9 protein-coding genes are annotated in these 12,372 nt (G+C 66.9%); 4 read left to right on the top strand and 5 right to left on the bottom strand.

Annotated features, from left to right (window positions below; translation table 11 throughout):
• Positions 1-3: 3 nt before the first annotated feature.
• Genes DDE75_RS11400 through DDE75_RS11380 form a run of 5 tightly spaced genes read right to left on the bottom strand, consistent with a single transcriptional unit; the run spans position 4 to position 7,173 of the window.
• On the bottom strand, positions 4-924 hold the full coding sequence (locus tag DDE75_RS11400; protein ID WP_108502512.1) for an electron transfer flavoprotein subunit alpha/FixB family protein: 921 nt from the start codon (positions 922-924) through the stop codon (positions 4-6).
• Positions 924-1,676 (bottom strand): electron transfer flavoprotein subunit beta/FixA family protein, encoded by a 753-nt coding sequence (locus tag DDE75_RS11395; protein ID WP_108502511.1) that lies wholly within the window; start codon positions 1,674-1,676, stop codon positions 924-926. Before DDE75_RS11395 ends, DDE75_RS11400 begins: the two co-directional genes overlap by 1 nt.
• Before the next feature lie 40 nt (positions 1,677-1,716).
• Positions 1,717-4,164, bottom strand: coding sequence for a GcvT family protein (locus DDE75_RS11390; protein ID WP_108502510.1), 2,448 nt, complete (start codon positions 4,162-4,164; stop codon positions 1,717-1,719).
• 24 nt (positions 4,165-4,188) lie between these two features.
• Positions 4,189-6,624, bottom strand: a complete 2,436-nt coding sequence (locus DDE75_RS11385; RefSeq protein WP_108502509.1) for a GcvT family protein — start codon at positions 6,622-6,624, stop codon at positions 4,189-4,191.
• Between the two features lie 6 nt (positions 6,625-6,630).
• Positions 6,631-7,173: a helix-turn-helix domain-containing protein gene (locus DDE75_RS11380; RefSeq protein ID WP_108502508.1), complete on the bottom strand. Its 543-nt coding sequence runs from the start codon at positions 7,171-7,173 to the stop codon at positions 6,631-6,633.
• 427 nt (positions 7,174-7,600) lie between these two features.
• On the opposite strand from DDE75_RS11380, the gene DDE75_RS11375 reads away from it, so the two are divergent.
• From DDE75_RS11375 to DDE75_RS11360, 4 genes are read left to right on the top strand one after another with little or no spacing between them, the layout of a single operon-like run.
• Entirely contained in the window at positions 7,601-8,398 is a 798-nt protein-coding gene (locus DDE75_RS11375) for an ATP-binding cassette domain-containing protein (protein WP_162799006.1), read from the top strand.
• Complete coding sequence (locus DDE75_RS11370) at positions 8,395-9,180, top strand: ABC transporter ATP-binding protein (protein WP_211659336.1); 786 nt, start codon at positions 8,395-8,397, stop codon at positions 9,178-9,180. Before DDE75_RS11375 ends, DDE75_RS11370 begins: the two co-directional genes overlap by 4 nt.
• Before the next feature lie 13 nt (positions 9,181-9,193).
• The gene (locus DDE75_RS11365) at positions 9,194-10,651 is read left to right on the top strand and encodes an ABC transporter substrate-binding protein (protein WP_108502505.1); all 1,458 of its coding nucleotides are present in this window, start codon (positions 9,194-9,196) and stop codon (positions 10,649-10,651) included.
• On the top strand, positions 10,648-12,369 hold the full coding sequence (locus DDE75_RS11360; RefSeq protein WP_108502504.1) for an ABC transporter permease subunit: 1,722 nt from the start codon (positions 10,648-10,650) through the stop codon (positions 12,367-12,369). The genes DDE75_RS11365 and DDE75_RS11360 overlap by 4 nt, the downstream gene beginning before the upstream one ends.
• Positions 12,370-12,372: the final 3 nt, after the last annotated feature.

The raw sequence follows: 12,372 nt of genomic DNA, 5'->3' as shown, positions 1-12,372 counted from the left end.
GGATCAGACCGCCTCGGTCAGGGCGGGCACGGCGTCGAACAGATCGGCGACCAGGCCATAGTCCGCGACCTGGAAGATCGGCGCGTCCACGTCCTTGTTGATGGCGACGATGACCTTGCTGTCCTTCATGCCCGCAAGATGCTGGATCGCCCCCGAGATGCCGACCGCGATATAAAGATCGGGCGCCACGACCTTGCCGGTCTGGCCGACCTGCAGATCGTTCGAGGCAAAGCCCGAATCCACCGCCGCGCGCGATGCGCCGACCGCTGCGCCCAGCTTGTCGGCAAGCGACGAGACGAGGGCGAAGTTCTCCTCGGAGCCGATGCCGCGACCGCCCGAGACCACCACCTTGGCCGAGGTCAGCTCGGGGCGGTCCGAGGAGACGACCTTGTCCTCGACATGGGCGCTGAGGTCAGACACAGCAGAGAGCGCGACCGTTTCGACGGGTGCTGCCGCGCCGGTGCCGGCGGCGTCGAAGCCGGTGGTGCGGATCGACAGGACCTTGACCGGGTCCAGCGACTGGACGGTCTGGATGGCGTTGCCCGCATAGATGGGCCGCTTGAAGGTGTCGGGGGCGATCACCTCGGTCACGTCGGTCATCACCATCGCATCAAGCAGGGCCGCCACGCGCGGCAGGATGTTGCGACCGGAATTGCCCGCCGGTGCGACGATATGGGTGAAGCCCTGCGCCTGGTCCAGGATCAGCCGGGTCACGTTTTCGGCCAGCCCGTGGGCCACGGCCGCATCCTCGCAGACCAGGACCTTGGAGACGCCCTCGATGGTCGCGGCGATCTCGGCCGCTGATTTCGGGCCGCAAACCAGCGCGGTCACATCGCCCAGCTTCGCCGCCGCCGTGACGGCCTTGGCGGTCGCATCCAGCGCCAGCGCGCCGCCCGCCATCTCTGCCAAAAGAAGTACAGCCATCACACCAGCCCCTGTTCCTTGAGTTTGCCCATCAGTTCATCGACCGAACCGACGACGATCCCCGCCGCGCGGCCTGCCGGTTCCTCGGTCGCCAGCACCTTGAGGCGCGGCGAAAGATCGACGCCGTAATCCGCGGCGGTCTTTTCCTCGAGCGGTTTCTTCTTCGCCTTCATGATGTTGGGCAGCGAAGCATAGCGCGGCTCGTTCAGGCGCAGGTCGGTGGTGATCACCGCGGGCAGCTTGACGGACACCGTCTGCAGGCCGCCGTCGACCTCGCGCGTGACCGATGCCTTGCCGTCGGCGACATCGACCTGGGATGCGAAGGTCGCCTGACCCCAGCCCAGCAGCGCGGCCAGCATCTGGCCGGTGGCGTTCATGTCGTTGTCGATGGCCTGCTTGCCCGCGATCACCAGTTCCGGGGCCTCGTCGGCGACGACCTTGGCCAGGATCTTGGCGACGGTCAGCGGCTCGATGTCGTCGCCGGTGTCGGCCTCGACCAGAATGGCGCGATCCGCGCCCATGGCCAGGGCGGTGCGCAGGATCTCCTGGGCCTTCTTCTCGCCGACCGAGACGACGACCACCTCGGTGGCGATCCCGGCCTCCTTCAGGCGGATCGCCTGTTCGACCGAGATTTCGTCGAAGGGGTTCATCGACATCTTGACGTTGGCCAGATCGACACCGCTGCCATCCGATTTGACCCGGACCTTGACGTTGTAATCGATCACGCGCTTGACGGGGACGAGGATTTTCATCTCTTGCGTGCTCCTGTTGAGGGGTTGTGGGGCGTGAAGGTCAGACCTTCACGCGTTCCGATTTCGGGTCGTAGAAGGGCTTGAGCGAGGCCTCGGCGCGGATGCGGCGTCCCGCGACCTCGATCTCGTAGGTCGAGCCGAGAACGTCCTGGACCGACTGGCCGGGGCAGGGGACATAGCCCATGCCCATCGCTGCGCCCAGATGGTGGCCATAGGCGCCCGACGACAGATAGCCCACGATGGCACTGTCGCGAACGATGGGTTCGGCATGATACAGCATCGGTTCGGGATCGGTCAGCTTGAACTGGACCAGCCGGTTCTGCAGTCCCGTGTCGCGCTTGCGCTGCACCGCATCGCGGCCGATGAAGTCCACGCCGGTCTTCTTGATCGCGAAGCCCAGGCCCGCTTCCAGGATGTGGTCCTCGGACGAGATGTCGTGCCCGAAGTGGCGGAAGCCCTTCTCGATGCGGCAGCTGTCCATCATGTGCAGCCCGCACAGCTTGGCGTCCAGATCGCGGCCCGCCTCGCGCAGCACCTCGAAGACATGGGCGGCCATGTCGGTGCTGACGTAAAGCTCCCACCCCAGTTCACCGACATAGGTGACGCGATGCGCACGGGCCAGGCCCATGCCGATCTCGATCTCCTGCGCGGTGCCGAAGGGGTTGGCCTCGTTCGAGAAGTCGTTGGGCGACACGCGGTTCAGCAGATCGCGCGACCGCGGACCCATGACGCAGATCACCGCTTCCGAGGCCGTCGCGTCGAACAGGGTGACGCGGAAGTCGCCCGTGTGGCGGCGCAGCCATTCCTGATCGGCCAGCCGCGTCGCGGCGGGGGTGACGACCAGATAGGCGGTTTCCGAAAGGCGGGTGATGGTAACATCCGCCTCGATCCCGCCCGAGGCGTTCAGAAGCTGGCTGTAGACGATCTTGCCCACGGGCACCGACAGGTCGGATGCGGCGACGCGGTTCAGGAAGGCTTCGGCATCGGGGCCTTCGACGCGGATCTTGCCGAAGGAGGACATGTCGTAGAGGCCGACGTTCTCGCGGATGGCACTATGTTCGCGGGCGGCATTGTCGAACCAGTTCTGGCGCTTCCAGCTGTATTCGTATTCCGGCGTCTGGCCTTCGTCCGCGAACCAGTTGGCGCGTTCCCATCCGGCCAGCTCGCCCATGACCGCACCTTCACGCAGCAGCGCCTCGTGCAGGGCCGAACGGCGGATGCCGCGGGCGGTCGCCTTTTGCCGATAGGGGAAGTGATCGGCATAAAGCAGGCCGAGCGTTTCCTTGGACCGTTCGAACAGATAGGTCTTGTTGCCTTGGAACGGCTGCATCCGCGCAATGTCCACATCGCCCAGATCGAAGGGCTTTTCGCCGGTGTCCATCCAGGATGCCAGCGCCGAACCCGCGCCCCCCGCCGACTGGATGCCGATCGAGTTGAAGCCCGCGGCGACCCAGACATTGTCCATCCCCGGTGCAAGGCCAAGGTGATAGGCGTCGTCGGGGGTGAAGCTTTCGGGGCCGTTGAAGAAGGTATGGATGCCGGCTTCGGCCAGTAGCGGCATGCGGTTGACCGCCTGTTCCAGGATCGGTTCGAAGTGGTCGAAATCCTCGGGCAGCTGGTCGAACTCGAAATCCTCCGAGATGCCCTTCATGCCCCAGGGCTTGGCCACGGGCTCGAAGGCACCCAGCAGCAGCTTGCCGGCATCCTCCTTGTAATAGGCGCATTCCTCGGGGACGCGCAGGGTGGGCAGCTGGGTCAGGCCGGGGATGGTGTCGGTGACGATGTAGAAATGCTCGCAGGCGTGCAGGGGCACGTTGACGCCCATCTGGCGGCCGACCTCATGGCCCCACATGCCCGCGCAGTTCACGACCATGTCGCATTCGATGGTGCCGCTTTCGCCGGTCTCGGCCTGCCAGGACACGCTGTTGATGCGGCGGCCGTCGCGGCCGAAGCCCGTGACCTTGGTGCGCTCGATGATCTGCGCGCCGCGCATCTTCGCGCCCTTGGCCAGCGCCAGCGCGATGTTGGCCGGGTCGCCCTGTCCGTCCTTGTCCAGATAGACGGCGGCCTTGACGTCGTCGATGTTGACATGCGGATAGCGGGACTTCAGTTCGGTCGGGCTGATCTCCTCGACCTCGACACCGAAGGCGCGGGCCATCGAGGCCTGGCGCAGGATCTCCTCGCGCCGTTCCTCGGACAGCGCGACCGTGATCGAGCCGTTGCGGCGGAAGCCGGTGGCGACACCGGTCTCCTCCTCCAGCTTGCCATAGAGTTCCTGCGAGTATTTCGCCAGCTTGGTCATGTTCTTGGTGGCGCGCAGCTGGGCGATCAGCCCCGCCGCATGCCAGGTCGTCCCCGAGGTCAGCTGCTTGCGTTCCAGCAGCACGACATCAGTCCAGCCAAGTTGTGTCAGGTGATAGGCGACAGAGCAGCCGATCACACCGCCGCCGACGATCACGACGCGGGCGCGTTCAGGGGGGAGAGCCATGGGGGCGTCCTTTCAGATCCGGGGTCAGGCGCGGATGCGGGCGTTGTCCGCATCCCACAGGCAGGGGCTTTCGTTGACGGTCGCGCTCAGCCGCTGGCCATAGACGACCACCTCGACGGTCGCGCCCGCCGGGACCGAGGCATCCAGCATCGCCAGCGCGATGGCCGCCTCGACCCGGTGGCCATAGGCCGACGACAGCACCACGCCGACCAGGGTGTCGCCATCCATGACGCTGGCCATGTAGGGCGCGTCCTGCTGGCCGGTCTCGACCGTCAGCGACACCAGCCGTTTGGCGGGGGGCTGCTGGGCATCGCGCAGCGCGGCCTTGCCGGGGAAGTCCTGCGGCTTGTCCAGCTTGACGAAGCGACCCAGACCGGTCTCGAACAGGGTGTAATCGGCGGACAGATCGCCCTTCCAGGTCAGATAGCCCTTTTCGATCCGCATGGCGTTCAGCGCGAACATGCCGAAGGGCGTGGCGCCCGCATCGCGGATGGCGGCATAGACCGCGGCGGCATCCTGGGGCGCGCAATGCACCTCCCATCCCAGTTCCCCGGCGAAGGACACGCGTGCCAGCATCGCGGGTTTGCCTGCCACGGTGGCCTGCTGATGGGTCAGCCACCCGAGGGTCAGGTCCGCATCGCTGATGCCCGACAGCACGTCGCGCGCCTTGGGCCCGGTGACCAGCATGCCGACCACGTCGCGGGTCTTGTCGGTGACCGTCACGGTGTCGGGCATGGCGGCCTTCAGGATCTCGCCGTCGTGCCACAGCGCCACGGCCGCGGTCATCAGGGTGAAGTCGTCCTCGCCATGGCGGATGCAGGACATTTCCGTCAGCACATGACCGCGGGCGTCCGAGACATAGACCAGGTTCATTCGGCCGACCTTGGGCAGGGCGCCCGTAATCAGACCGCGCAGCGCCTCGGCGGCACCTTCACCCGACACGCCGAAGCGCGAGAAACCTGCAAGGTCGATGACCCCCGCACCGTCGCGGACCGCCAGCACCTCTTCACGGACGCGGGCCTGCCATGGACCGTTGCGATCCCAGGTATGGGTCGCATCCTCGGAGGTGTCGTCGCCGTCCTTGGCGAACCAGTTCGCCCGTTCCCACCCGTTGTAGGCACCCATCTGCGCGCCGTCGGCCAGCAGGCGATCGTGGTTGGGCGACTGCTTCTTGTCGCGACCCGCGGGCCATTCGTGATGGGGGAAATGCATGGCGTATTCGTGACCATAGGTCTCGATCACCTTGGCGGTGGTGAAATCCGCATCGGCATGGTCGGTGAAGCGGCGCGGATCGACGGACCACATGTCCCATTCGGTATAGCCGTGCATGATCCATTCCGACAGCACCTTGCCTGCACCGCCACCCTGCGCGATGCCGAAGGTGAAGCTGTGGGCCTCGAAGGCATTGGGCACGCCGGGCATCGGGCCGATCATGGGCAGGCCGTCGGGGGCATAGGGGATGGGGCCGTTGATGTTGCGCTGGACGCCTTGGCTGCCCAGCAGCGGCACGCGTTCCATCGCGTCCATGATGTACCATTCCAGACGGTCCAGATCATCGGGATACAGCTGGAAGCTGAAGTCCTCGGGCATTTCCTTGCCCGATGCCCAGCCAACCTTGCAGTTGCGCTCGTACGGGCCAAGGTTCAGCGAATAGGTGTCCTGCCGCAGGTAGTACGAGCTGTCGACGTCGCGCAGCATCGGCACCTTGCGGCCGTTCTTCTCGGACCATGCCTTGATCTCGGGGATCGCCTCGGTCAGGAAATACTGGTGGCTCATGACCGTCAGCGGGACGTCGCGACCACCATGCGGCAGGAACCATTCGCCGACGCGGGCGGCATAATATCCGGCGGCGTTCACCACGTATTCGCAACGGATGTTGCCCTTTTCGGTATGCACGACCCATTCGCCGTTCTCGCGGCTGACGCCGGTCGCGGGGGTGAAGCGGGCGATGGTGGCACCAAGTGCGCGCGCACCCTTGGCCAGCGCCTGCGTCACCTGGCTGGGATCGATGTCGCCGTCCAGAGGATCCCACAGACCGCCTTCCAGATCGTGGGTTTCCATGAAGGGCATGTGGCCCTGCAGTTCGTCGGGCGTGCACATGTCCATGGTCAGGCCCATCTGGGCGGCCATGTCGCGGACGCGTTCGAATTCCATCATCCGTTCATGCGTATGCGCCAGGCGAACCGCGCCGGTGATGTGATAGTTGATGGGATAGTCGACCTCGTCGGCAAGGTCGCGATACATCGCCAGACCATAGCGCTGCATGTTCATGACGCCGTAGTTGGCGGCGAAGTTCGGGCAGTTGCCCGCCGCGTGCCAGGTCGAACCCGCCGTCAGCTCGTTCTTTTCCAGAAGGACGCAGTCGGTCCAGCCCGCCTTGGCAAGATGATAGAGCGCCGAGGTGCCGACGACACCGCCGCCGATGATGACCACGCGAGCAGTCGAGGGAAGAGCCATGATGAAACCTCAATAGACAGGGGGTGAAATGACCCAGATCGCGCAGGCGGGGTCGTCGTAGGGATTGGACCAGCGGTATTCGGCGCCCTTGATGCGGAAGCTGTCGCCCGCCTCGATGGTGAACCGCTGTTCGCCGATGAAGATGTCGAGCCGCCCGGAAACGAGGTAGGCGACTTCGGTGGTTGCACGCTGCTTGGGTGCGTCCAGCGCGCTGCCCGGCAGGAAGGTCGAGTGGATCACCTCGAAGTCGTCGGTCAGATCGGGCGAGACGAGGGACTCGACCAGCCCTTCGTCACGTTCCCCGATCTCGCGGCGGGCACCGGAACGGACCACGTGGCCACGCTCTTCCTCGGGGCCGTCGGTCGCGCCGAAGAACATCGACAGCGGCACCTCGAAGATGCGGGCCATCGCGCGCAGATCCTTCATCGTCGGTTCGGACAGGTCGCGTTCGACCTGGCTGATCCAACCGATCGAACGATCAAGCGCCTCGGCCAACTCCTTCAGAGTCAGGTTTCGCGCTGTGCGCAAAGCTCTGATGTCGCTGCCTATCATTCCCACTCCAGCAAGGTGTCTGCGCGTCCGTTCCCCGCTTGCAGGCGGTTCATCGGGCGTCTTCGTGAAATATGCGGCAGATTTTTCACGAATGCCAAATGAAATTTTGGCTTTTAATTTCATGGAGCGTGAATCTTGGTGGAAGCGTAAAAATTAATCAGCCAATGACAGCGCCGCACAGATTTGAGGCGAACCTTGGATGGACAACGCCGCCGGACAGCGTATTTTGCGTCCTATTTCAGACGTTTGCGCCTGTCCGGCACCGGTCGTCAGATGCCACCCCCCGAGTCGCGTTGACCGCCGTCATGACGGCCATCGGCAGCGCACCGGGAATGGCCCTTGGTATCCCGACCCCATTCCGCAACGCCCATTGACCCGAAAGATACGTTATCATATCACGCACGCCTCCGATGCCGAGCGAGATACCGTGACCCTGACCGCCGTTCTTTCCATCCGTGATCTTTCCGTGTCCCTGGGGGGCAGCCGGATCCTGGAGGGTGTCAATATCAGCTTGCAGCAGGGGGCGCGGGTGGCGCTGCTGGGCGAATCCGGGTCCGGCAAGTCGATGACGGCCCGCGCGGCACTGGGTATCTTGCCGCCACATGCCCAGGTCACCGGACTGATCGAGGTCGGCGGCGTCGATGTCACCCATCTGCCGGCCCTGCGCCGCCCTGCGCATGCGCGTCCCGCGATGGTGATGCAGGACAGCCTGGCAGCGCTGAACCCGATTGCCACGATCGGCTACCAGCTTGAACAACCGCTGCGTCGTGCAGGGGCCACCCGCCTTGGCGCCAGAACCGCCGCCTGCGATCTGCTGGACAGGGTGGGCCTGTTCGAACCCGAACAGGTGCTGATGCGGACATCGCCCCAGCTTTCGGGCGGTCAGCGGCAGCGCGTCTGCATCGCGCTTGCCCTGGCCTGCGACGCGCCCGTCATCATCGCGGATGAGGCGACCTCGGCGTTGGACGTGGTCACGCAGGCGCAGATCCTGCGACTGCTGCGCGATGTGACGTCGCGCCCGGGGGGGCCGGGGCTTTTGTTCATCACCCATGATCTGCACGCGGCGGCGCATCTGTGCGACCGCGCGCTGGTGATCCAGGGGGGCCGCGTGGTCGAGGATGCCCCGATGCCCCGCATCGTCTCGGCCCCCCGGCACGCGCATACGCAGCGGCTGATCGCATCGGCTGCCGAATGCGGCATCGCCTGCGAAAGGCTTTTTGCATGAGCTTCCTGTCGGTTCGCGGGCTTTGCCTGTCCTATCCGGCCCCACGCCGGTTCCTGCGCCGCGCGGCACCGCTGCGGGCGCTGCACGATCTGGGCTTCGATCTGGCGGCGGGCGAAAGGGTCGGGTTGATCGGCGCATCGGGGTCGGGGAAATCCAGCCTGCTGCGCTGCCTTCTGGCGCTGGAAGCCGGGCAGAGCGGCGCGATCCGCTGTCAGGATCGTCCCGTGATCGCGGGATCGGCCTTGTCCCTGCGCTGGTATCGCCGCGCGGTGCAATACGTCCCGCAGGACCCGGTCGCCTCGCTTGAACCGCGCATGACCGTGGCGCGGATCGTCGCCGAACCTCTGGCGCGGCTGCGGGTCGAGGGCGACCACGCCCGCCGTGCCATGGAAGCCTTGGACGGCGTGGGGCTGGACCATCGCTTCCTCGGCCGCCGCCCCGACGAACTGTCGGGCGGACAGGCGCAGCGTGTGGCGATTGCCCGTGCCATCGCCTGCCGGCCCGGACTGCTGCTGATGGACGAACCCGTCAGCGGTCTGGACATGACGATCCGGGCGCAGGTGGTCGATGTGCTGCGGCATCTGTCGGACCTGCACGGCACCGGCATCCTGATGGTCTCGCACGACATCTCGGTCGTGGCGGGGCTGTGCGACCGGGCGATGGTCATGGACCGGGGCCACCTTGTCGAAGACCGCCCCATCGCCGACCTGATGCGCGACCCACATCATCCCATGACCCGTGAATTGCTGAATGCCGCCCCGCCGATCAGGGCGGTGGCCTGAGGAAAGGACCCCCATGAAGACGACACTGATTGCCGCCGCACTTGTCGGCCTGACGCTTACCAGCGCCGCACAAGCCGAGGATCCGCGCATCGGCCTTGCGATGCTGCAACCGCCGCGGTCCGGGCTGAACCCGCTGACCGACGACGCATTCAAGCTGTCGCGCTGGTCGACCGCCGAAACGCTGGTGCGCCTGAATGCCGACGGCGAACCGCAGCCATTTCTTGCCACCGAATGGGACCGGCTGGACGACAACAGCTGGCGGTTTGTCATCCGCCAGGGGGTCAAGTTCCACGACGGCACCGACCTGACGCCCGAACGGGTGGCGGCATCGCTGATCGCGGCGACGCAGGCCGTGCCGAAGCCGCGCATCCTCGACGGGGTCGAGATGACGGTCGAGGTGGATGGCGACGCGGTGATCGTGCGGACAAAGGCGAACGATCCGCTGGTGCCGAACCGCCTGTCCAGCCCGCAGCTGGCGATCCTGGCCAAGGCGGCCTACCGCGAGGATGGCACCGTCGTTCCGACCCGCGCGGGGACCGGCCCCTTCGTGCTGACGCAGATCAACGGTGTTAGCAGCGCGCATCTGGACCGCTTTGACGGTTATTGGGGCGAACGCGCCAAGCTGGCGGGCATCGATGCGGATTATGTCGGCGACGGCACCGCGCGCGGCGCGGCCCTGCGCACCGGCAGCGCCGACATCGTCGAGGCGGTCCCGGTCAGCCAAGCGGCCCTGATCGACCCCGCGCTGATCCACGAGGTGCCGATGCCGCGCACCAACACGCTTTACGTCAACACCCGCAAGGGGCCGCTGGCCGACCCTGCGCTGCGCGCCGCCGTGCGCGAGGCCGTGGACCGCGCCGCCATCGTCCGCACCGTCTATGAAGGTCGCGCGGATCAGGCGCGCGGACTGCTGGGACCTGCGCTGCCCTGGGCGGACGGGATGCGACAGCCGGTCGATCACGCCGAAGCTGCGGCGCCGAACGGCACGCCCATCACCATCGGCACCTTCACCGACCGCGCCGAACTGCCCGAGGTCGCCATCATGGTCGCCCAGCAGCTGACGCAGGCGGGGTTCACGGTCACGCAGGACGTGCGCGAATATTCCTTCATCGAGGCCGACGCGCTGGCCGGGGCCTTCGACATCTTCATCCTGTCACGTGCCACGATGCTGGATTCGGGCGATCCGGTGTCCTACATGGTCAGCGATTTTTCATGCGACGGCTCGTTCAACATCGCGCAGCTTTGCGATCCGGGCGTCGATGCCGCGCTGGAAAAGGCCGCCACGACCGTTCCGGGCGATGACCGCCGCCGCGCCATCATCGAGGCCGAGGCCGCGATCCTGGCCACCGACGCCGCCATCCCCATGCTGCACGAACGCGTCATGCAGGGCGAACAGCCCGGCGTCGCGGGCGCCGAGCGCGACCCGCGCGAACGCCGGATCGTGACCGAGCATACGACGCTGACGGAATGACCCGGACCCTGAACCGACTGACCCCCGCGCTGTCGCGCGGGGTGACGCTGATTGCCGTCATGATGCTGGTCGGGATGCTGCCCTGGATCTCGGGGCGCGACCCGGCCGTCAGCATTCTGCGCGCGCGGATGGGCGAACAGAACGCCACCCCCGAGGCGCTGGACGCGATCCGCGACAGGCTGGGACTGGCCTCGGGGCCGGTGCAGCACATGCTGGACTGGTTCGCGGGCGTGCTGCGGGGCGATTGGGGCATGTCCTGGATCTCGGGCGGGCCGGTCCTGCCGGGGATGATGCAGGCGCTTGGCGTGTCGCTGGCGCTGATGGCGGCGGCCTTCGGGGTGGCATTGGCGACGGCGTCCCTGCTGTGCTGGCCCACGCTGCGGCGCGGGCTTGGCGGGCGGGACACGCGGTCCTCGGGGGCGGTCGCCGCCGGGCTGACCGCGATGCCCGAGTTCATGCTGTCGGCGCTGTTCCTCGTCGTCTTCTCGGTCTGGCTGGGGTGGTTCCCTCCCTATGGCTGGAGCAGCTGGTCGCATATGGTGCTGCCCGCCCTGGCGCTTGGATTGCCGGGGGGCGGTCTTCTTGGACGACTTCTGTCGAACGCGGTGGCGGCGACGTTTCACGAACGCTGGATCGCCAGCTGGGCGGTCGCGGGCTTCACCCGTGGCCAGATCGCCCGCGCCGTCCTGCGCCGCAGCCTGCCCGCCCTGATGCCGCAGGTCGGGATGATCATGGTCGCAATGACCGGGGGCGCGATCGCGGTCGAGCAGGTGTTCTCGATCCCCGGGCTTGGTCGCGCGGTGCTGGGGGCAGCCTCGGCGCAGGATCTGCCGGCGTTGCAGGCGGGCATCCTGATTCTGCTGCTGAACGCCTTGCTGATCGGGGTGCTTGCGAACCTTGTCCGTGTCGCCCTGCTGGGCCGGGCGCTGCACATGGGCGCGCTGCCCGTGCCGCAGATCGCGCCCATGCCCGCGGATCGTCGTCTTTGGTTGATCCCCGTGTCGGTGGTCGTCGTGCTGATCGTGCTGATCGCGGCGGGACTGCCGCGCGATCCCTATGCCTCGCAGTTCGTCAGGCTGCAGCCGCCGGACCTGGCGCTGCCGCTTGGGGCCGATGCGGTGGGGCGGGACGTGCTGGCGCGCGTGGCGCATGGGGCGATGTCGACCATCGGGATGGCGGCGATCGCGACGTTCCTGTCGCTGGTTATCGGGCTGGCGATGGGGCTGATGCCCCGGATCGCCATCGGCCTGATCGAGGTGACGAAGGCCACGCCCCCCACCATCGCCGCGCTGATCGTGGTGGCGGCCATGGGGCCAAGCGCGACGGGCGCCCTGATCGCGGTCACCGCCGTCGCATGGGCGCCCCTTGCGGCCCATACCGCCGCGCTGGTGACCGAGGCCCGCGCGCAGCCCCATGTCCGCATTGCCCCGATCCTGGGCGTCGGGCCGCTGCGCATCGTCCCGCGGTCGATCCTTCCCGCGGTCTTCGGACCGGTGCTGCGGCACGCGATGCTGCGCCTGCCCGGCAACGCGCTGGCGCTGGCGGCGCTTGGGTTCCTGGGGTTGGGCGCCCGTCCGCCCGCGCCGGAATGGGGGCTGATCCTTGCCGATGCGCTGCCCTATGTGGAACGCGCGCCGCTGGCCGTGCTGACCCCGGTCGCGGCCTTGGCGCTGATGTCGGTCCTGGGGGTGGCGCTGGCTTCGCTGACCCGTCGCTGAGCG

The organism is Paracoccus indicus, from assembly GCF_003056335.1.
In the GTDB taxonomy this organism is placed as follows: domain Bacteria; phylum Pseudomonadota; class Alphaproteobacteria; order Rhodobacterales; family Rhodobacteraceae; genus Paracoccus; species Paracoccus indicus.
The sequence above is the reverse complement of the archived record's forward strand: the minus strand, read 5'-3'. Positions and strand labels throughout refer to the sequence as shown.